This window comes from Priestia sp. 3CA3 (genome assembly GCF_056836725.1).
The window spans coordinates 298909-317568 of the sequence record NZ_JBXENJ010000002.1 but is presented as its reverse complement, the minus strand read 5'-3'; the positions used below and the strand labels follow the sequence as shown (position 1 = coordinate 317568).

General features: G+C 38.2%; 23 protein-coding genes and 2 riboswitches. Of the genes, 10 read left to right on the top strand and 13 right to left on the bottom strand.

Annotation, left to right across the window (positions count from 1 at the left end; translation table 11 throughout):
- The first annotated feature begins 163 nt into the window (after positions 1-163).
- Positions 164-1048 carry a diacylglycerol/lipid kinase family protein gene (locus tag AC1VNJ_RS06455; protein ID WP_028414373.1) on the top strand — a complete coding sequence of 295 codons (885 nt, stop codon included), beginning with the start codon at positions 164-166 and terminating at the stop codon, positions 1046-1048.
- 29 nt (positions 1049-1077) lie between these two features.
- Here the strand turns inward: AC1VNJ_RS06455 and AC1VNJ_RS06450 are convergent, their stop codons facing one another.
- Positions 1078-1641, bottom strand: coding sequence for a YitT family protein (locus tag AC1VNJ_RS06450; protein ID WP_033580595.1), 564 nt, complete (start codon positions 1639-1641; stop codon positions 1078-1080).
- A gap of 360 nt (positions 1642-2001) precedes the next feature.
- Here AC1VNJ_RS06450 and AC1VNJ_RS06445 point away from each other — a divergent pair, with 360 nt between their 5' ends.
- Both AC1VNJ_RS06445 and AC1VNJ_RS06440 read left to right on the top strand, forming a co-directional pair.
- The gene (locus AC1VNJ_RS06445) at positions 2002-3171 is read left to right on the top strand and encodes an MFS transporter (protein ID WP_430051173.1); all 1170 of its coding nucleotides are present in this window, start codon (positions 2002-2004) and stop codon (positions 3169-3171) included.
- A 186-nt stretch (positions 3172-3357) separates the two neighbouring features.
- The gene (locus tag AC1VNJ_RS06440) at positions 3358-3804 is read left to right on the top strand and encodes a GNAT family N-acetyltransferase (protein WP_328152954.1); all 447 of its coding nucleotides are present in this window, start codon (positions 3358-3360) and stop codon (positions 3802-3804) included.
- A 328-nt stretch (positions 3805-4132) separates the two neighbouring features.
- Here AC1VNJ_RS06440 and AC1VNJ_RS06435 read toward each other — a convergent pair whose 3' ends face one another.
- Positions 4133-4489 (bottom strand): hypothetical protein, encoded by a 357-nt coding sequence (locus AC1VNJ_RS06435; RefSeq protein ID WP_482640476.1) that lies wholly within the window; start codon positions 4487-4489, stop codon positions 4133-4135.
- A 66-nt stretch (positions 4490-4555) separates the two neighbouring features.
- The gene (locus tag AC1VNJ_RS06430) at positions 4556-5422 is read right to left on the bottom strand and encodes a YitT family protein (RefSeq protein WP_033580599.1); all 867 of its coding nucleotides are present in this window, start codon (positions 5420-5422) and stop codon (positions 4556-4558) included.
- A 162-nt stretch (positions 5423-5584) separates the two neighbouring features.
- Between AC1VNJ_RS06430 and cobT the strand changes: the two genes are divergently transcribed.
- Complete coding sequence (gene cobT / locus AC1VNJ_RS06425; protein WP_430051170.1) at positions 5585-6622, top strand: nicotinate-nucleotide--dimethylbenzimidazole phosphoribosyltransferase; 1038 nt, start codon at positions 5585-5587, stop codon at positions 6620-6622.
- Between the two features lie 74 nt (positions 6623-6696).
- On the opposite strand, the gene AC1VNJ_RS06420 is transcribed toward cobT, so the two are convergent.
- Positions 6697-6831, bottom strand: coding sequence for a hypothetical protein (locus AC1VNJ_RS06420; protein WP_255219782.1), 135 nt, complete (start codon positions 6829-6831; stop codon positions 6697-6699).
- Between the two features lie 318 nt (positions 6832-7149).
- Between AC1VNJ_RS06420 and AC1VNJ_RS06415 the strand changes: the two genes are divergently transcribed.
- On the top strand, positions 7150-7830 hold the full coding sequence (locus tag AC1VNJ_RS06415; RefSeq protein WP_033580601.1) for an FHA domain-containing protein: 681 nt from the start codon (positions 7150-7152) through the stop codon (positions 7828-7830).
- 15 nt (positions 7831-7845) lie between these two features.
- Here the strand turns inward: AC1VNJ_RS06415 and AC1VNJ_RS06410 are convergent, their stop codons facing one another.
- The 3 genes from AC1VNJ_RS06410 to AC1VNJ_RS06400 all read right to left on the bottom strand — a co-directional run bounded on the left by AC1VNJ_RS06410 (position 7846) and on the right by AC1VNJ_RS06400 (position 9658).
- Positions 7846-8613 carry a class I SAM-dependent methyltransferase gene (locus AC1VNJ_RS06410; RefSeq protein ID WP_482640475.1) on the bottom strand — a complete coding sequence of 256 codons (768 nt, stop codon included), beginning with the start codon at positions 8611-8613 and terminating at the stop codon, positions 7846-7848.
- A gap of 187 nt (positions 8614-8800) precedes the next feature.
- A complete protein-coding gene (locus AC1VNJ_RS06405) occupies positions 8801-9262 on the bottom strand; it encodes a DinB family protein (protein ID WP_482640474.1) in 462 nt (153 codons plus the stop codon).
- Positions 9263-9382: 120 nt separating this feature from the next.
- The gene (locus AC1VNJ_RS06400) at positions 9383-9658 is read right to left on the bottom strand and encodes an AbrB/MazE/SpoVT family DNA-binding domain-containing protein (protein ID WP_013057736.1); all 276 of its coding nucleotides are present in this window, start codon (positions 9656-9658) and stop codon (positions 9383-9385) included.
- Positions 9659-10070: 412 nt separating this feature from the next.
- Between AC1VNJ_RS06400 and rpsN the strand changes: the two genes are divergently transcribed.
- The gene (gene rpsN / locus AC1VNJ_RS06395; protein ID WP_028414364.1) at positions 10071-10340 is read left to right on the top strand and encodes a 30S ribosomal protein S14; all 270 of its coding nucleotides are present in this window, start codon (positions 10071-10073) and stop codon (positions 10338-10340) included.
- A 29-nt stretch (positions 10341-10369) separates the two neighbouring features.
- On the opposite strand, the gene AC1VNJ_RS06390 is transcribed toward rpsN, so the two are convergent.
- On the bottom strand, positions 10370-12121 hold the full coding sequence (locus AC1VNJ_RS06390; protein WP_033580603.1) for an N-acetylmuramoyl-L-alanine amidase family protein: 1752 nt from the start codon (positions 12119-12121) through the stop codon (positions 10370-10372).
- 571 nt (positions 12122-12692) lie between these two features.
- Between AC1VNJ_RS06390 and AC1VNJ_RS06385 the strand changes: the two genes are divergently transcribed.
- Positions 12693-13226, top strand: coding sequence for a GrpB family protein (locus tag AC1VNJ_RS06385; RefSeq protein WP_028412757.1), 534 nt, complete (start codon positions 12693-12695; stop codon positions 13224-13226).
- A gap of 35 nt (positions 13227-13261) precedes the next feature.
- On the opposite strand, the gene AC1VNJ_RS06380 is transcribed toward AC1VNJ_RS06385, so the two are convergent.
- From AC1VNJ_RS06380 to AC1VNJ_RS06365, 4 genes are all read right to left on the bottom strand, one after another.
- Positions 13262-13942: a DUF4397 domain-containing protein gene (locus tag AC1VNJ_RS06380; protein WP_034270178.1), complete on the bottom strand. Its 681-nt coding sequence runs from the start codon at positions 13940-13942 to the stop codon at positions 13262-13264.
- Positions 13943-14057: 115 nt separating this feature from the next.
- Positions 14058-14495, bottom strand: a complete 438-nt coding sequence (locus AC1VNJ_RS06375) for a hypothetical protein (RefSeq protein ID WP_033580605.1) — start codon at positions 14493-14495, stop codon at positions 14058-14060.
- A 93-nt stretch (positions 14496-14588) separates the two neighbouring features.
- Positions 14589-15326, bottom strand: a complete 738-nt coding sequence (gene nfsA, locus AC1VNJ_RS06370) for an oxygen-insensitive NADPH nitroreductase (RefSeq protein ID WP_016764733.1) — start codon at positions 15324-15326, stop codon at positions 14589-14591.
- 29 nt (positions 15327-15355) lie between these two features.
- On the bottom strand, positions 15356-15640 hold the full coding sequence (locus AC1VNJ_RS06365) for a putative quinol monooxygenase (protein ID WP_013057729.1): 285 nt from the start codon (positions 15638-15640) through the stop codon (positions 15356-15358).
- Between the two features lie 204 nt (positions 15641-15844).
- Between AC1VNJ_RS06365 and AC1VNJ_RS06360 the strand changes: the two genes are divergently transcribed.
- On the top strand, positions 15845-16159 hold the full coding sequence (locus AC1VNJ_RS06360) for an ArsR/SmtB family transcription factor (RefSeq protein ID WP_013083811.1): 315 nt from the start codon (positions 15845-15847) through the stop codon (positions 16157-16159).
- A gap of 19 nt (positions 16160-16178) precedes the next feature.
- Here AC1VNJ_RS06360 and AC1VNJ_RS06355 read toward each other — a convergent pair whose 3' ends face one another.
- Positions 16179-16514: a CHY zinc finger protein gene (locus tag AC1VNJ_RS06355; protein ID WP_034270168.1), complete on the bottom strand. Its 336-nt coding sequence runs from the start codon at positions 16512-16514 to the stop codon at positions 16179-16181.
- Positions 16515-16691: 177 nt separating this feature from the next.
- On the opposite strand from AC1VNJ_RS06355, the gene AC1VNJ_RS06350 reads away from it, so the two are divergent.
- Together AC1VNJ_RS06350 and AC1VNJ_RS06345 are read left to right on the top strand one after the other, a co-directional pair.
- Positions 16692-17759, top strand: a complete 1068-nt coding sequence (locus AC1VNJ_RS06350; RefSeq protein ID WP_029714620.1) for an undecaprenyldiphospho-muramoylpentapeptide beta-N-acetylglucosaminyltransferase — start codon at positions 16692-16694, stop codon at positions 17757-17759.
- A gap of 158 nt (positions 17760-17917) precedes the next feature.
- A riboswitch (cyclic di-AMP (ydaO/yuaA leader) is annotated at positions 17918-18060 on the top strand.
- Positions 18061-18132: 72 nt separating this feature from the next.
- Positions 18133-18270 (top strand): hypothetical protein, encoded by a 138-nt coding sequence (locus tag AC1VNJ_RS06345; protein ID WP_155278280.1) that lies wholly within the window; start codon positions 18133-18135, stop codon positions 18268-18270.
- Positions 18271-18285: 15 nt separating this feature from the next.
- A riboswitch (cyclic di-AMP (ydaO/yuaA leader) is annotated at positions 18286-18426 on the top strand.
- Positions 18427-18660: the final 234 nt, after the last annotated feature.

Sequence of the window (18660 nt, the reverse complement as noted above, 5' to 3'; positions counted from 1 at the left end):
ATCTTTTGTTAATACAAGTCCGAAAATTATTATAGCAGGTTTTGAAAGTAAAAAAAGCACTATTAGAATGGTTTCATAAAACGTTCATATTTCAAAAGGTTTGTTTTTTCAAAAGAAAGGGAAAAAAGGTGAAACGGAAGATATGAATAGAGGAGAGAGAAAGATGAAGGCAGCAGTGATTTTGAATCCAAACGCAGGAAACAAAAAATTAGTAAATGAAATTGACTTTATATGTGATCGGTTAAACACAGCATTTGAGGCGGTTACTTTATATAAAACAGAGCAACCTGGAGATGGTGCAGAACTGGTAAGAAAATTGGAAGGCGAAGCGGATGTCATTATTGGAGCAGGAGGAGACGGGACGATTTATGAGTTGATCAACGCTCTTGCTCCGCTGAAGCAACGCCCTGTATTTGCTATTTTACCCGGAGGAACGTGCAACGACTTTTCGCGTGCAATCGGAATGAATCAAAATCCTTTAAAAGCAGTGGAGCAAATTATTGAAAAGCAGACGGAAGCAGTGGATGTTGGAAAACATGGCGAAGATTATTTTTTAAACTTTTGGGGAATCGGTCTCGTAGCTGATGTATCTGAAAATATTTTAGAAGAAAATAAAGAGAAATTTGGTAAGCTCTCTTACTACATGAGCGTAGGTAGAACGTTAAATCAAGCAGAGCCTTTTCAATTAAAAATGACGAGCGAAAAAGCTTCCTATGAAGGAGAAGCAGTTATGGTGTTAATTGGGAACGGTCCTTTTTTAGGAGGAACTCGCGCTATGCTAGGAAACAGCTCATTTCAAGACGGATTATTAGATGTATTCGTTATTAAAGAAATGGGAATCGAGCCGGTTATGGCATGGTTACAAACAACTCCTGATGAGGAACAGCTTGACCCTGAAAGCAACCTTATGCATTTTCGGACAAAAGAAGTCCATATTGAAACCACTCCTGAAAAAACGGTAGATTGTGATGGAGAAAAAGAAACGACAACACCTTCAACGATTACGGTTCTCCACAATCACATAAATATGATAGTAGGAAACAAATAAAAAAAACGCTGAAACTTCAAGCGTTTTTTTTATGAAGACAGCCATCGCGGAGAAGTGAAGAGCATAATCATTATGCTGCTCATCGTAATAACAAGCATGGAGTAGCAAAAAGCTGTAAATCCGATAATATGTAAGCCCACTATCATAATCGTACTGTCTAAGATAAAAATGGTTATTCCTATATTGATTTTCCATTTTTTTGATACAATAATAGCGATTAAATCCAGACCGTCCGAACTGATGCCGTAGCGAAGCATCAGTCCTATTCCCATTCCTACGAGTGTGCCTCCAAGCAATGAGCTAAAGAGCAAAGGAAGCTCCAGCGTGCCTTCGAGAATAGACAGCCATTCTGTCATAAAAAAAGAAACAAACAAACCTATACTTCCATAAAAAAAGTTTTGGCGATGACGAAAAAAAGCATATAAATAGACAGGTACGTTCAAAAAGAAAATGGACATTCCGATAGGAGTTCCAAACACATAATATACGATAAGCCCAAATCCTATAAGTCCACCGTCTAGTAAGTGATACGGAGCAATAAATCCGTTTAGCCCTAGTCCAATTAATAAGCTGCCACAGCAAATCGAAACCACTCTCGAAAAAATATTCCTCACCCTATACGTTAAATTTTAATGGGAGTACTCGTCCATCTATGTATATGACAAGCTTAGGTTATTTAGAAGTAAAGAAGAAGAAAAAAGAAAATTATGTAAAAAGTATTGATTCTATAACTCTGATATTCTATAGTTAATCTAACTTCGTTTTCACGACAATTTCTTGATTTTTTACCATACTGTTTAACTATTTGTATTTTTTAATATATATAAAAGTTGTGTTCTGTAAAAAGCATACGATTGTAATAAGTCGATAAAAGCAAGCCGTTATATAAAGGGGTTGATTACGTGTAGGATTCTCTTTCTTTTCAGTCATACTAAAAAGAAAGAGGGATTGTCGTGAAAAATCGTTCCGTACTTTTTTTATGGTTTGGTCAAAGCCAAGCTAATTTAGCAGATGTATTATATATTGTTGCGTTAATAAGCATTCTTTACGCTCAAAATAGTTCTCCTGTGCTGCTTTCATGCATTCCGTTTACCATTACGGCTGCTAAGTTTTTGAGCAGTTTTACGGTGCCTTTTCTTATAGATCGCTACAGAGCTAAGCGTATTCTTGTGGTGTCTCAGCTGTTAAAAACCAGTGTTTTGTCTATGTTTTTCTTGTGGCATATGTCGCTTATCAGCATGCTGTGCTGCGTGGCGCTTATTGCTTTTTTCGATGGGTGGGCAGCTCCGGTTCAAAGCTCTATGCTTCCTCATTTAGTAGATAAAGAGAAGCTGTTAAAATGGAACAGTATGTTTAATGTCACGGATCAAACGATTCAAATTGCAGCCTATCCGCTTGGAAGCTTTCTGATTATTAGCTGGGATGCTACCGGCCTTTTATGGCTGTCATTTTCGTTATTTGGTTTGTCACTCGTATTCATGCAGGCCATTCGCATGAACGTTCATTCTTCTAAAACGAAGCAAAAACAAGGGTTAAAAGAGGGATGGAAGCTAATTTGGCATTATCCGCGCCTGCGGGTTTTATTAGTCATGGAGGTTTTAGAAGGGATGGCTGCCGGCGTTTGGGCATCAGCTATTGTCTACGTGTTTGTGAAAGAAATATTAAATAAAAATGAAGCTTGGTGGGGATATATTAACAGCAGTTTTTTTGTTGGAACGGTTCTTGGTGGTTTCGTTTTGCTGAAGATTTCAGTTGAGCAAGAGAGAAGTCTTTATCATATCGTAATACTAGGCAGTCTTTTTTCAGGTTTCTTTACATTATTGTTCGGAGTGATATCTGTGCCGTTTCTTTCCCTTTTACTTAGTTTTACTATTGGCATTGCCCTTCAAATAAGCGCTACGTGTTCTTACACGCTTACACAAACGGCCGTTCCTTTAGAAAAGCTTCCTAAGGTGCTTTCCGCTACGCTGAGCGTTTCATATGTGACGTTTGGACTTTCGGTGCTGCTGCTTGGCGCTGTTGCTTCGCTAAATGTGACGGCGGCGTTTCTAACGGCAGGAGGACTGATTGTAATCAGCGGCTGCTTAGGTTTATTCTTACGAAATTATGCGCTTGCTAACTAAAAAAGGTTGCTGTTTGCAACCTTTTTTTAAAACAGCGTATTTTCTCTCCTCAACCATAAGCCGTATAAGGTTGTTTGCTTTAAATATCCCCTTGTGTAAAAGTAGGGAGCTTTTCACGAAAACGAAAGGAAAAAAAGTATAGCTATCGAATTATGTTAAGAGCGTTGAGCTAAAAGGAGTGATTAAATGGTTGTCATTCGACAGGCGGTTGAAACTGATCGAGAGCGACTGGCTACGTTAATGCAAGAATATATAGTGAAATTCTGCGAGCAGCCTGACCCTTCCCGGAAAGCTTTAACTTTACATATTAAGCGTCTATTGAATAATCCTTCCTACGGTATCCAGTTTGTTGCTGAATCGGAAGGGAAACTAGTAGGTTTTGCGACGGTGTACGTATCGTGGAGCACCCATTATTTTAAAGAAACAGGCGTCTTAAAAGATTTGTACGTATCTCCTTTAAACAGAGGAAATAAAATTGGTGAACGTTTGTTTAAGATTTGCCTTGCCTATTCTCAAAAGTATGAGTTTGCAGGAATGACCGCTGAGTGCAGCAGTGAAAATAAAGTTGCTCAAAACCTTTATCAAAAAATGAACGGTAAAGAAAATGCAGGGGTTCAATACCGTTTTTTTTAAGAGAAGTACAGCTTTTACTTTTAAGACTTCTACTAAATGGCAAAAATATGTTATAGTATGAAAAGTGAAATTGATGAAAATGTCGGTGGGCTATATGTTAGATGATGGTATGAATAGTAGGGGGAAGTTGGACTAGCTGTTTGAAAGGCGGCCATCCTATTTTTAGTATAGCCGCAAGGAAGGAGCAGGACCTTGAAAAAAAATCCAATCTTAAACGCGTGGAAAATAGTAACTGCGACGAGCGGTTTTTTACTTGCGCTGTTTATCTTTAAAGTCCGAAAAGGAAGATAACCATATAAAAAAAGCTCCTCGATTGAGGAGCTTTTTATTATTTAGTAATAGGAAACGTCAAGGGAGTCACTGTTGATAAAGAATCTCGGTAAGAATGATAGGTGAAATAATGACGTGTTGGACTATAAATAGTCATGTAAAGTAAATAATCATATTTCGTTTCCATATAGAAAAAAACGCCGTCTTCGTGGAGTGCATAGAAAGAGTACGAAATCCCGAGTAGCGTTTGCTTTTGTACGCTTGCGCTTGGATTTTCTTTAATCCATTCATACAGTTCAAAAACACTCACTCCTGATGAAGATTGCAGCGTATGTACTTTGTCATATAACTTATCAGATACATCCGAAACCGACTGTTTTAATTGGTTAAATAAGTTGGACATTTGTTCTTTCATTGTGGTGATCTCCTTTACGGGTAGTCAGCTATTAGCATGCTCAGAGAAATTCACGCTTATGTATAGTTAGTGAATGGCTGATTTGAATTTGCCGCCCTGCGCTTCTTGGGTATCCATAATGGTTGTAAATGCCTGTGGATCAATTTCAGAAATAATGGTTTTAAGCTTGGTAATTTCTAAACGCGTCACAACTACGTATATGACTTCTTTTTCTGTACCTTCAAATCCGCCTTTACCATACAGTTTCGTCACGCCGCGGCCTAGACGATGCGTAATAGCGTCTGATAGCTCTTCATAGTGATTTGACACAATAAAAGCTGCTTTTGTTTCATCAAGCCCTTGAATGATCGCATCGATTGTCTTAGACGCAATATAGTACGTAAGGATTGAGTACATGGCCTGTTCCCAACCTAGCACGAACCCTGCCCAAGCGAAAATGAAGATATTTAAAAACATCACAAATTCACCCACAGAAAACGGGATTTTTTTTGTTAATAAAATACCTAAAATCTCAGTTCCATCTAACGCTCCACCGTGACGAATGACCGTTCCTACACCTGCTCCTAAAAGGAGCCCGCCAAATACGGTAGCAAGAAGCGGTTCAGATGTTACAGCTGGAACATGGTGCAATTGAGATTCTACAATGGATAAAGCAACAACTGCAAACATAGATGAAAAGCAGAAGCTACGACCAATTTGTTTGTATCCACTATATAAAAAAGGGAGATTAAAGATGATGATAAGTAGACTGAACGGCAATTTCGTTAAGTAAACTAAAATTAGAGAAATACCGATAATACCGCCGTCAATTACGGAATTTGGGACTAAAAATAATTCGATAGAAACGGCAGCCAAGGAAGCTCCAATTAACATCATAATGTAGCGATAAATGAGCCGACCTGCCTTTTCCTTTTTGTGCTGTTTCGTTGTCATAAAATCTTTCCTTTCAACATACTGCCTATACGCAACTCTTACTAGTATAACTAAGTCTTGGGAACTCTATCCAATTATCTACTTTAAAAAAGACTAGCCAGAATAAACAAAATCCTGTTAAATTAAACGGTAGACATTTGCTGAAATAAAGGAGCTGTACATATGATAAACGTTTATATTCCACCGCTTCAAACAAGCGCTGGCGAAAAAGCGGCACGCTATATTGATACATTAACCAAACCGATAGGAAGCCTTGGAAGGCTCGAAGAAATAGCAGTTGAATTAGCGGCCATGACAGGGGAAGCTTTTCCGACAGTCACGCCGCCAGGAGTCCTCGTTTTTGCAGGCGATCATGGAATTGTACAAGAAGGAGTTTCAGCTTACCCTCAAGACGTAACGGCACAAATGGCGCTGAATTTTTTGCAGGGAGGAGCAGCTATTAACGTGTTTAGTGGGCAAATAGATGCCCAGTTCAAACTGATTGACATCGGCATTGCTTCTGACCTTTCCCATAAGGATCTTGTACAACGCAAAGTGAAGCTGGGCACAGCAAGTTTTTATAAAGAAGACGCGATGACGCGCAGTGAGGCAGAATTGGCTGTTCAAGTCGGATATGAAGAAGCTGAAGAGCTTATTGCCCAAGGAATTAAATGTTTGATTGTGGGAGAAATGGGCATCGGAAACACTACGTCAAGCACGGCTATTTTAGCTGTATTGACAGGAGAAAAAGTCTCTAAGCTTGCAGGAATGGGCACAGGGATTTCTGACGAACAACTGCGCCACAAAGTGAAGGTAATTGAAGAAGCGCTGCAAAACAGGCACATCAACCCTCAGGATCCAATTGATATTATTAGTAAAATAGGGGGGCTTGAAATTGCAGGGATGACAGGTGCTATGCTGGCGGCAGCTGCTCACCGTATTCCTATTTTAGTAGATGGTTTTATTTGTACAGTTGCAGCTCTTCTAGCGACAGAAATCAATACACAAGCAAGAGACTATATGTTTGCTAGTCACGAATCTGTTGAACAAGGTCATGCGTGTGCAATGAAGCTTCTTGGCAAGAAACCGCTTCTCAACCTCAATCTTCGGTTAGGTGAAGGAAGTGGAGCTGCTGTTACATTTCCGCTGCTGCACTCGGCTTCGCTGATGATTGCTAATATGGCTACGTTTCAATCTGCGGGAGTGTCTGAGAAAGAATAAACTTAGAAAAAAATAAACCTAAAAAAGACATGGGAACAAAACCATGTCTTTTTTCTTTATTTTATAAAAAAATCTTATATTTTTAACATCATAAACCAATAAACGCTAAAGCTAGCACCTGTTAAAATAAATGATCCAATAATTAACAATACCAGTGCAACGCGTCGTTTAATCGCTTGAATTTCTCTATCTTTTGGCAAACGTCCCATTGGTCTTCCTCCATTATGTAAATATTTCACGTATTTTCCTATTTTACTCCGCTTTAAAAAGAGAGAACATATGTCAAAGTTACTAAAAAACAAATTATTTTACAAAAAAATTGTATCCACGTTACAGCAGGGCAAAGAATACGTATTTTTTCAGTTAGAAAAGGACTGCTCTAAAGGTTTACTTACATGGCAACAACCTTTATTATATAACTGACTATACTATGATGTTATCCAAAGTTGGAAGAAATCTCAATAAATGTGAGTGTTATAATTACATGATAAGAGTCAGAAAATTTTAAAAAAGAGTGTGAGCAAACAATGAACGGTATGTTGATTATTCGGAACGGTGCTCCTTTTTATGAAGGAGCTTCCGTGCCTATTCCAAAAGATAAAGCTTGTATTATCGGACGAAGCAGTGAAGAATGGGAGCCTTATCTGGCCTTTCAAAGTGCTTACATTTCACGCAAGCATTTTGAAGTAACGTACGAAAGCAATGCATTTTTCATTACAGACTTGTTTAGTAAACACGGGACAAAAGTAAACGGAGAAGAGTTACAGCCTGGAACCCCTCGTTTCTTGAAAGAGCAGGATGTCATTACCTTAGCAAATGAGGAGGCAGCTTTAGTATTTAGAAATGATGATATGGATGCAACCCTTGATTTAGGACCTTTGCTAAAACAAATAAATAAGCCATTTTACACATTAGATCCAATTTTGCAGAAAGTAAAAGTAAAAGAGGAAACGTATATTCTGTCAGATAAAGAATACGCGTGCTTAGCTTACCTTCTAGAATATAACAATCAATTTGTTTCAAAAGAAGCATTAAAAAAAAGCGTTTGGCCTGAACGAGTAGAGTCAAATGGAGAAATTCTGGTAGCAGCGGAAGAGCTGAATGCGCTGATTTACCGGGTTCGCAAAAAAATAGGAACATATTTAGAAATCGAAGTGATTCGAGGAAAAGGATATTGGCTGCACTTTAACGAAAATGGACGTGAATAGAATCACGTCCATTTTTTAATCTCGTTTTACAGCATGTACACGTATATGTTTAGCTTCTGCTAGCCAAGATCCGTTTTGAAATAGTTTGTCTTGCATTCGATTTTCTAAGCGCGTAATGAGGACATTTTTAGTTTCTGTCGTCACGTGAGCAAAAAGAGGGGCTGCATTTGTTTCGAGCCAATTACGCAAGCCGTTTTCCCCTTTTAACAAGAGGGGCCGGCTGTAGTGTATGGCCGTGGTGACTTGAAAATTCTGTGATTCCAAAAGAGAAGAATATTCAGCTACAGAAGGGAAGTACCATGGGAAATCTACATCGTTATAAGGGATATCAAACGTTTTGAATTGACGAATGATTTCTGTGAAAATTTCGTCCATGTTTCCTTTTCCCCAAAATTCTGCTACAAATCGGCCATTTAGTTTTAAAGCATTGTAAATATTTTTAATGACAAGGTGAGAGGGACGGATGTCGTGTAAAGTTGCATTGGAAAAAACTGCGTCAAATTGTTCGTAATAAGGAAGGTTAAGGGCGTTTAACTGTTCAAAGGATAGAGTCGGGTACTGATGACGAGCCTGTTCAATCATATTTTCAGAGCAATCGATGCCCGTTGCACGGACATGAAGCTTATTGAGCTGCGAAATAAATTCGCCAGTGCCACAGCCAATATCTAAAATATGTTCGCCAGCTTGAGGAGAAAGAAGGTTCATAGCACTTCCTCCAAATGAAGAAACAAACGGAAGATGATACACTTGAGCAATTTTTTGTTGATTAACAGTTTGACTCATGAAGTGATTCCTCCTTTGTAAAAGATGATGACGATCGTTTTATAAGAAGAAACAAGCTTTGAATAGTAGATATGAAGTTATTGATAGAATTATACCATATATCTTACTTATTATGCCGAAAACTCCAAAGAAAAAGCGCACCAAACTTCTAGCTTGGGCGCTTACAAGCCGAACTATTTTATAACCATTAACCGAACTGAACAAATAGAGGAAGGTCTGTATGACCCATCTCACGTACGTAGACGTATAAATTTCCTTTATGATGAATTTCATGATCAATGGCCATTTGTAAAAGCTGTCTTCCGGGAAGCTTTCTTCCAAACGCTGCAGTTGCGTCAATGGTCTTGTTTAAGTCAGCTTCGCTAAGTGAGCGCAATACGGCTACTGTTTTTTCCGTATATTCAGCTGCAAGGTCCGATAATGTCTTACCGCTAAAATCAGCTTTTTGACCAAGCGGAGATAAATCACCGGATTTTACCACTGATGCAAATGCATAAAAGGATGTTAAAATATGCCTAGATAAGTCAAAAGCGGACATAGATGTCGGGGCAGGCTTGTATTCGTAGTGACCTGCTTCAATTTTGTTGATTAATTCATTAGTTACGTTTCGATGTGCTAAAAAGTGATGAGTCATTTGTTCAACTGTCATGATGAAAGGCTCCTTTATTATGTATTCGCTTCTGAGTATAGCATCTGAAAATCAGAAAGCGAAGAAAAAACTTTAATAAAAAGAAAAACAGCTGCACGTGAGCAGCTGCTTTTCTTTTTATTAGAAATTACGTTGTTTTAACTCTTCAAGTAATAACTCCATACCTTCGCGGCTTAAAGTTAATTTGCCATCTGCGATTGTTACATTGTCAGAAGATACTTCGCCAGTAATCGCACAAGCACCGTTCGGCTCATATTTCTTTAAAATAATTCGATCTGTTTCGACAAAAATTTCAACAGGATCTTTTACATCTATTTCAAGAACACGTCTTAACTCTTTAGGAATTACGATACGACCTAAATCATCTACTTTTCTTACAATACCAGTCGATTTCATTTTTAATCACCTTTACTTTTATATTTTATTGAGTACACAAAATATTATTTTTGGAATTTCTAAGATGATTATATACTAGATAACCGCTAAATTTGTCGAAGTTATTAATATGTAAATGAACTGTAATATTATTGAAATATTATCTGTAAATACAAATCCTCCTACAAAATGGAATATGTAGGGCTCTTTGTATGATATAGGAGATGAAGGAATTAATTACATTTGACATACAATTTTATTTATGTTTATACAGCAGCCTAGAGTTAGGCTACATGTAAGTGTGGAAGCAAACAAGTTGAAAGAATGAAGAGAATATGATTAAATTTAAAAAGTAACTTGCTCAAAATAATTAAATCGTAATGATTACGTATTTCAAATAAAAAATTGATAAAGCGAAAGGATGACAAAGAGTTTGGCTAAAAAATCAAAAGTTGTAAAAGAACAAAAGCGCCAAGAGATAGTAGCGAAATATGCGCAATTGCGCCAAGAGTTGAAGGAAAAAGGAGATTACGAAGCGTTAAAAAAATTGCCTAGAGATTCTTCACCAACGCGCTTAAATAATCGCTGCCGCGTTACCGGTCGCCCTCGAGGCTATCTTAGAAAATTTGAAATGTCACGCATTGCTTTTAGGGAATTGGCCTACAAAGGACAAATCCCAGGTGTTAAAAAAGCAAGCTGGTAGTATAAAAGCCCTCATAATGAGGGCCTTTATTATTTATTAGCTGCAAAGTATCGAGCAATTCCTTGATAAATACCTGTAGATATTTGCTGCTGATACGCATTAGAAGAAACAATTTGCTCATCGTGAGCATTTGATAAAAAGCCTAATTCAAGAAGTACAGCACGCTGGTTGTTTTCTCGAGTAACATAATAATCTCCAAAACGAACCCCCATATCCTTCATAGAAGGCGCATTTTCAGCCATGCTTTCTTGAATATATTTTGCTAATTCTTTATCTTTAGATTCACTGTAATAAAATGACGCAATGCCGTTTGCAGAAGATGAAGTAGAAGCGTTATAGTGAATGCTGATAAACGCATCTGCATGCTTTGCTTCACTAACGTTCACACGTCCGCTCAGTGAAATAAAGGTATCGTTTGAACGCGTCATAAATACATTTGCTCCCGAATTAGCTAAGCGGCTTGCCACAAGTTTTGCGGTTGTTAACGCTAGTTTTTTCTCAATCGATGATTTGCCTGAAGTACCAGGATCATATCCGCCGTGTCCAGCGTCTACTACAATAATTTTATCTTTTAAAGCAGCAGATGGGGAAGGCAAACTAGCTGAAGTTGTAGAACCTGCTGCAGCTGTTAACCCTTTTGACACCCATGCTGTTTGACTTGCAGAGTACTGAATTTGCACCCAGTCATTCGTTTCGCCTACTTTTTTGAATCGTTCGCCCGCTTTTGCTACACGGATAATGCCCGCGCTTAAGCTCGGCTGACTGCGTAAATTTGAAGCTTTTGTAATTTGAATCGACTGGGCTGTTTGTGAAGACTGTCCGGAATCAGCTTGTAAATACTGACTTGCTACCCAGCCTGTTTGACCTGATGCTGTTTTAATCTGTGACCAAGATCCGCTCTCTTTTACCACCGTTACTTTGGAACCCCGGGATAAGTTCGTCACGATAGACGCGCTTGTGCTTGCAGAAGAGCGAACGTTTAATGAGCTAGCGTTAACAACAGCTGACTTGGATGTTGTAGAACCCGAGTTACTAGTCGGTGTAGAAGAACCGGAGCCTGCTTGTAGGTACTGACTCGCTACCCAGCCCGTTTGACCTGATGCTGTTTTAATCTGTGACCAGGATCCGCTTTCTTTTACCACCGTTACTTTTGAATTGCGCGGTAAGTTCGTCACGACCGATGCGCTTGTGCTCGCAGAAGAGCGAACATTTAATGAGCTAGCGTTAACAACAGCTGACTTGGATGTCGTAGAACTCGAGTTACTAGTCGGTGTAGAAGAACCGGAGCCTGCTTGTAGGTACTGACTCGCTACCCAGCCTGTTTGACCCGCTGCCGTTTTAATCTGTGACCAAGATCCGCTTTCTTTTACCACCGTTACTTTGGAACCTCGGGATAAGTTCGTCACGATAGACGCGCTTGTGCTCGCAGAAGAGCGAACATTTAATGAACTGGCGTTAACAACGGCTGACTTGGATGTCGAATTTGCCGTAGACGTACTGTTTGTTTGTGTTTTGTTTATGTATTGAGATGAAATCCAAGCTTCTTTACCGTTATACGTAATTTTAGCCCATCCCTTGCTTTCATCTACTATATTAACGGTGTTTCCCTTCGTTACTTTTCCAACGATAGCGCCGCTTGTACTAGGCGTTGCACGTACATTTAACGATGTAGCAGTTACTTTGGCCGATTCAGCTGCATCTGCGTCAATCGAATGCAAAAGCAATGAAGAGCTTAAAAGAACAGAAGAAACGGCTGTGTACATGACATGTTTTTTATTCATTTTTTCCTCCTTGCAAATTACAAATTTCAACATAAGTTAATTAGTATACAAAGCATATATCGGCAAATAGCCCAAAATTTTGAGTTAAATCTACTATTATCTCATAATGCCGATATTATCCATCATACTATATGTCGAATTTCAATTGTATAATGAATTTGAACTATCTGCCATCCTTAACGATAAAATTTTACATTAATGTAAAATATAATTATATCAAAGGTGAAATGCAGGGATGTCAAGGGCATATAAAGGTCTTTAGCCCTTTGTTCACCGATGTTTTGAGGACATGTTTTATACTAGAAAAAATGTAAAATAGTATAAAGCAGCTGAATGTGAATATGATAGAGGAGAGATAGCAAATAAAAGAGTATCTATCTTTTGGAGGAGGAAACATCCACAATTATGAAACATTCAGAATAAAAATAACAAAAATATATAAAATAATATAAAGCCTGTCTATACCGATGGAAAAGCTCATAGCATAAACCAAAAGTAAATAGTTAGAAAATTCTTTCTTTTTACTTTGAAACATGGTACAGTATAAAAAAGTGAAAGGGTGGAAACTGATATGCGAAAGATTGTTCAGTATGAAACAAAGTGGTCGCTTTTGTATCAAATGGAAAAAGAAGCGTTACTTAATACACTAAAAGATTTTTCAGTAGACATCGAACATATTGGAAGCACGTCCGTTCCAGGATTGGCAGGTTCACCAATCGTTGATATTTTAATCGGCGTCAAACGCGAAGAAGACATAAATGAAGTGCGCGCTATATTAAAAAATAAATCTCACGTATACGTAGCGGAAAAAGAGATGTTCGTCTTATTAAAAGAAGGCGTTCCAGCTGCACACTACCCTCCAATTATGACAGCTAAAAATGCCCGTAAGCTCATTCCACATGATGCTAGAAGAAGTCATGTGTACGTAACGGTCAGTGAATCACCTTACTGGAATGAACGAATTAATTTCAGGGAGCAGTTACGCTCGAGCGAACGTGCTAGAAAAAAATATGAAGGTATGAAATACGAGCTTTCAAAACGATTGTGGAACGATATTTCTACCTATGAGTACAAAAAAGAAGAATTCATTCAGCGCAGTCTATAAAAAACGTCATTTCAATTGAAATGACGTTTTTTTAATTAATTATCTTGTAAAACAATGGTCTCAAGCTTATCAGCAGTATTTACTGCGAGAACCGTATAGTTTTTACCGCTTTGAAGATTTGTTCCAGGAAGACTTAGTATTTCTTTTCCGTCTGCTGTGGAAACAGATAAATCATACGAACCCGGATTTACTATTTGATAACCTGAAATGCTTTTAAAAGACAGATCTTTAAATAAAGGAGCAGCCCCTTTAGGACCTACGTTTACCGCAGGAGCATCAGGAGATAAATGAGCAACACGTAAGCTTGCTTTTCCATCCATCCCTTGCTTATTATTCGTGAAAGCCTGCAGTTCAAGATTTTCGGCTTTATTTACAGCGGCTACTGTATACGATTTTCCACCGTCTACAACAAGGGTAGCTTCGATGATGGAATCTTTTGTTCCTTTTGTCTTCGCTTCGTATACTTCTACTTTATGAGAACCAGCTGACAAAGGCAGGGAGTTGGAGACATCTTTAAACTTTGCTCCTTCTACTAAAGCTTTGTCATCCACAAAAATGTCTACAGCTGGAGCATCCGGTGAAGCATGAACGATACGAACTTCTGCATTTTGAGCTGGTCGCTCATCTGCAGCAGGAGGTGTTTCAGCGGCAAATACTAACATGCGGCTAAGTGCCAAGAAGGCAATCACTGCTACCATTACGAATAGTCGTTTCATCAAGTATCACTCCTTTTTTAGTATACACAGCTTTATGTAAAGAGAAGGACTGTGCAGTTGTTAGCGTATACTAAATAAAATCAACTATTCGTTTGTTTGTTAACTTTTAACGTGTTTACTGAGATTTCTGACGGAAAAATCGAAGAATAGCCAAAATATTGTACAAGGTTGTTAAGAGCCACGTCAATAAGAAGCCTAGGCCAAGTCCGATATTGGCATCTATATACGTATGCGTGAAGTCATCATATACGACGTAGGCAAGAGGAGCAATTGACAGTAAAAGGAGAAGAAAAAACAAAAGTGTTTTCCATCTGCTTAAAGTGAAGGTTAGATAAAAGAAAAGGAAAGCGGAAAACAATAGAAGACCGTCTCGAATAGCCCAAGGTAAAACGCCGATATGTGGATTAGCGAGAAGAAAGGTTGGAACAATTGAAAGGAGGAAAAGGAGAGACAGCAAAGTCACGTGAAGGGTGTTCTTTTTTGTAAAAGCCGGCACCAATAAAAACGCTGCCGTTGCACCTAAAAGAAAATTACAAATTAAAATAAACTCCATCCAAACACCTCATTTATCGAGTATTACTTTTAGTCTATTCAAGACGCTGTTAAAGTAGATAAAAAAAGCTGCGATGAACATCGCAGCTTTTGATCATTCGAATTTAAATCCTTGTTTTTCAAGCATCGCTCGAACTTCTGGATAATAAATGGTTTTGTAAATAGCGGATACAGTTTGTGACCAGTTGCGGTCATCTGCACCGTTTGTTCTCTTTTTCATATACTCTGCCATTTCAGCATCATAGTCTTGAATCAATGACTTTAAGTCATGATTATAGCTTTCACGATGGTGCACAGCAGCTTGTGGCAATCGAGGCTTTTTCGCAGAATGATCTGCCGGATGTCCAACGACAAGACCGCTTACTGGGAATACGTATTCCGGTAAATCTAGGAGCTCAATGACTTCTAGTGGCTTTCTGCGAATTCCGCCGATTGGTACTGTACCTAAACCGAGTGACTCTGCTGCAACTGTTGCTGCTTCTAAAGAAATTCCAGCATCGGTTGCCCCCACTAAAATTGACTCAAGTCCATCGGTTACACCAAGAGGCGCATCGTTAAGCTCAGCTGCAATCTTAGCACGATTAAAATCTGCACAAAAGATTAAAAATAGAGGAGCTTGGTCAATCCACGCTTGGTTGCCTGCAAGCTCTGAAAGCTTTTTCTTCTTTTCTTTATCTTGGACGCTAATAATAGTTACTTGCTGTCCGTTAATAGAAGAAGCGGCTGACTGAGCAGATTGAATAATTGTATCTAAATGCTCGTCGCTTACTGCTTCGTCTGTATATTGACGGATAGAACGATGATCTTGAATTGTACGAATTGCTTCATTCATGATGCGTCATCCTTTCAAAGAAGTTATTTTTAGCCTTGTAATGTTTTTACATCTAAAGGTGCTACAAGTACGCCAGTTTGAGCAAATGCTACAAAACTTTGGAAATGAGCTGATTTATTGTGTGCTTGAATTGCTTCTTCGCTTTTCCACTCTTCAATCATCATAAATGTGTTAGGTGTAAAAGCATCTTCAAATAGTTGATAGTTGCTGTTTCCTTCTTCTTGTAAAGAATGCTTAATTAGTTCTTGTACGTTTTCTAAAAATTCTTCTCTTTTTGCTGGGTTAACTTTCATTGAAGCTTGTAAATGAATCATGGGTGATTCCTCCTTTAATAATGATGGTGCTTTATATTATTTGTTTTGTTTTTAATCTTTCATTCAATTTACGATTAAAATGAAGATAAGTTCGAATATCATCGAACAATGAAACTATAACACCGATTAAATAACAGTGCAAGGAATTTAGTTCGAAAGTTATCGAACATTGATACACAAAAGAAGCTGTGTTATATTTTAAGCATGAGAAAACCTTATCAACCACCGAAATCTGAAATTAAATTAACGCCTATTTTACATGCATTGAGTGATCCTAACCGGCTGCGAATTGTACAGTGTTTAGCGACAAGAAAGGAGCAGACCTGTTCGTATTATCAAAAATTAAATGTATCAAAATCAACGCTATCACATCATATTAAAGTACTTCGCGAAGCTGGAATTATCAAACTACGTATAGAAGGTACGCAGCACTATTATTCCTTGCGTTTAGAAGAACTTGAGGAACTGTTCCCAGGTCTGCTTCCTTCCATTATAAATATAGATGAGCAATTATTTTAAAAGCTGAACGATGTTTTGTTCAGCTTTTTTGTTCAAAATAAATGTGTCCATGCAGGCTGCATCCAGGATTAAAAGAAGAACGACAGTGAGGGCAAGTCGAGTTACAGGTTAAGTATTCATTAATTGAGAGCTCATGTTTACATACTCCGCAAAGAATAGCTTTTTCATTAAACATAGATTTTGGCCATCTTTTAATGTCGTGATCCGCATGTGCGTTATGACATTGATAGCATGGATAATATGTATGACAGCAATAAAATTTTATTGCAATAATATCTTTATCCGTATGATAGTGCGTACAGCGCGTTTCGGAATCCACTGTGTCACCTTTTACTGCAGGTACAGATTTGTTCATTATCATCACTCCTTATGAAAAGTATAGCATGCTTTTATACGCCTTATCATACATATGTAAAAAGAAAAATGCTATAATAAAACCATCGTTTTACATGTCAGATTGCATGCTAAAAAGATCAGATAAAAATTGATGTCAAAACAGATCGATTAAGTGAAGTAAAGAGAGGAAGAAAAAATGAGTAAGCAAGTTATCGTTTTTACCGGAGGCGGAACAGCGGGGCACGTAACGCCAAACATTGCCATTATGAAAGAATTAGACAGTGAAAAATGGGATATCCATTATGTCGGTTCTCACAATGGTATTGAGAAAGAATTAATTACAAAATTAAACGTTCCATATCATGCGATTTCAAGCGGGAAGCTGCGTCGATACGTAGATATGGAAAATGTAAAAGATGTATTTCGAGTAGCAAAAGGGGTTGGCGATGCGCGTCGCGTACTGAAAAAACTAAAGCCTTCTCTTGTTTTTTCAAAAGGCGGTTTTGTCACAGTTCCTGTTGTAATGGCTGCTAAATCTTTAAACATTCCCGTGTTCATTCATGAAAGTGATTTAACACCGGGACTGGCAAATAAAATTGCGCAGAAATTTGCCACTAAAATTTTTACTTCTTTTGATGAAGCCGCAAACTACTTTCCAAAAGAAAAAGTGCAGGTTGTTGGTTCACCTATTCGAAAAGAGCTATTTAGCGGAAGCGCAGCGAACGGGGAAAGCTGGCTACGCTTTTATGATAAGCGCCCCATTTTAACGATTATGGGCGGAAGTTTAGGAGCACGCCGTATTAATGAAATCGTTCGAGAGTCTTTGCCTGAACTGCAAAAGAAATTCCAAATTGTACACCTTTGCGGAAAAGGCAATATTGATACAAGCCTTGAAAAAGAGTCAGGATACCGTCAGTTAGAATACGTAAACGAACAGCTTCCTGATGTTCTAGCGGCAACTGATTATGTGATTACACGCGGCGGATCCAATGCCATTTTTGAGTTTTTAGCTCTTCATAAACCGATGATGATTATTCCTTTATCAAAAGCACAGAGTCGCGGAGATCAAATTTTAAATGCACAATCCTTTAAGAAAAAAGGCTACTGTATGGTTGTAGAAGAAGAGCAGTTAACAAAAGAACTGTTTTTGCGTGAAGTAAATGAGCTTCAGCAGCAGGCAAGTACGATGAAGCGTACAATGCGTGAAGCAACAAAAACGGATGCCATTTCAATTCTTGTAAATGAAATTGAGAAAATGAGCTAAAAAAAGCGTTCTTATCTCCTCGATAAGAACGCTTTTTTCTTCTGAAATTATTATTTTAAAATAATGAATAAATATAGAAAAATAAAGCTTTTAAAATTTCAAAAAATGTTGTTGACAGTAAATTTTAACAGGAGTAAGATTACTCTCATGAAACGTTCCACTGTGAAACGCTGAGTCTTTTCTGAAAGAGAAGGAAAGAGCGGAGGACCCAATTATCAGGGGTGAATCTCTTAATTGAGTAGGGTTACTTTCTTGACCCGAACCCGTCAGCTAACTTCGTAAGCGTTAAGAGAGAGGATGGTGTAATCGTGGTCGTTTTCTATAACAGCGGATAGTACGCTCCTTTCAAAATATAGGTGAAAGGAGCGTCAGGATGCATTTATCTAAGCAAATGATTCAAATGATTGAATATCGGGCCATGTGCGATCAGCAATCTTTTGATCTAGCAAACCGCTATTTGTCTACGTTAGCTAATCAAAGTTTTAAACGCAGCAGTAAAAACTATTATTAAGTCTAAAAATTAAATAACAAAGATACGCTTAATCAATTATGAGCGGGGGACCCAATATTTTGTACGTATGTACTAGGGGTGAATCTCTTAACTGAGTAGGGTTACTTCCATAACCCGAATCCGACAGCTAACTCCGTAAGCGTTTTGGGAGTAAAAAATTCGTGTGAATCACGGCTTATTTGTCGTGCATTAAACCGCGGAAGAGAACTCTCTTCTGCGGTTTTTTAGTGGGAAAAATCAGCAGCACGTCTCACGGTTAGCTTTTTTGGACGTGATGCTTTATGAAAAGAAACCGTCACTAAACTTAGAAGCTATCATTTTTGTTAGGAAACAGTTAGGAGGGAGCAACTTGGATATGATCATGCTTGGAACGCTTGTCATATTAACAGC

What these genes read in the sequence shown, in the direction of transcription:
- AC1VNJ_RS06435 (WP_482640476.1), bottom strand. Translation starts at nt 4,489, where the DNA reads ATGAAAGAACAAATGTCCAACTTATTTAACCAATTAAAACAGTCGGTT.
- AC1VNJ_RS06405 (WP_482640474.1), bottom strand. Translation starts at nt 9,262, where the DNA reads ATGACAGTTGAACAAATGACTCATCACTTTTTAGCACATCGAAACGTA.
- AC1VNJ_RS06365 (WP_013057729.1), bottom strand. Translation starts at nt 15,640, where the DNA reads ATGATTCATTTACAAGCTTCAATGAAAGTTAACCCAGCAAAAAGAGAA.
- AC1VNJ_RS06410 (WP_482640475.1), bottom strand. Translation starts at nt 8,613, where the DNA reads ATGAGTCAAACTGTTAATCAACAAAAAATTGCTCAAGTGTATCATCTT.
- AC1VNJ_RS06415 (WP_033580601.1), top strand. Translation starts at nt 7,150, where the DNA reads ATGAACGGTATGTTGATTATTCGGAACGGTGCTCCTTTTTATGAAGGA.
- AC1VNJ_RS06360 (WP_013083811.1), top strand. Translation starts at nt 15,845, where the DNA reads ATGAGAAAACCTTATCAACCACCGAAATCTGAAATTAAATTAACGCCT.
- AC1VNJ_RS06455 (WP_028414373.1), top strand. Translation starts at nt 164, where the DNA reads ATGAAGGCAGCAGTGATTTTGAATCCAAACGCAGGAAACAAAAAATTA.
- AC1VNJ_RS06420 (WP_255219782.1), bottom strand. Translation starts at nt 6,831, where the DNA reads ATGGGACGTTTGCCAAAAGATAGAGAAATTCAAGCGATTAAACGACGC.
- cobT (WP_430051170.1), top strand. Translation starts at nt 5,585, where the DNA reads ATGATAAACGTTTATATTCCACCGCTTCAAACAAGCGCTGGCGAAAAA.
- AC1VNJ_RS06345 (WP_155278280.1), top strand. Translation starts at nt 18,133, where the DNA reads ATGCATTTATCTAAGCAAATGATTCAAATGATTGAATATCGGGCCATG.
- AC1VNJ_RS06430 (WP_033580599.1), bottom strand. Translation starts at nt 5,422, where the DNA reads ATGACAACGAAACAGCACAAAAAGGAAAAGGCAGGTCGGCTCATTTAT.
- AC1VNJ_RS06380 (WP_034270178.1), bottom strand. Translation starts at nt 13,942, where the DNA reads ATGAAACGACTATTCGTAATGGTAGCAGTGATTGCCTTCTTGGCACTT.
- AC1VNJ_RS06400 (WP_013057736.1), bottom strand. Translation starts at nt 9,658, where the DNA reads ATGAAATCGACTGGTATTGTAAGAAAAGTAGATGATTTAGGTCGTATC.
- AC1VNJ_RS06385 (WP_028412757.1), top strand. Translation starts at nt 12,693, where the DNA reads ATGCGAAAGATTGTTCAGTATGAAACAAAGTGGTCGCTTTTGTATCAA.
- AC1VNJ_RS06350 (WP_029714620.1), top strand. Translation starts at nt 16,692, where the DNA reads ATGAGTAAGCAAGTTATCGTTTTTACCGGAGGCGGAACAGCGGGGCAC.
- AC1VNJ_RS06440 (WP_328152954.1), top strand. Translation starts at nt 3,358, where the DNA reads ATGGTTGTCATTCGACAGGCGGTTGAAACTGATCGAGAGCGACTGGCT.
- AC1VNJ_RS06355 (WP_034270168.1), bottom strand. Translation starts at nt 16,514, where the DNA reads ATGAACAAATCTGTACCTGCAGTAAAAGGTGACACAGTGGATTCCGAA.
- AC1VNJ_RS06390 (WP_033580603.1), bottom strand. Translation starts at nt 12,121, where the DNA reads ATGAATAAAAAACATGTCATGTACACAGCCGTTTCTTCTGTTCTTTTA.
- nfsA (WP_016764733.1), bottom strand. Translation starts at nt 15,326, where the DNA reads ATGAATGAAGCAATTCGTACAATTCAAGATCATCGTTCTATCCGTCAA.
- AC1VNJ_RS06375 (WP_033580605.1), bottom strand. Translation starts at nt 14,495, where the DNA reads ATGGAGTTTATTTTAATTTGTAATTTTCTTTTAGGTGCAACGGCAGCG.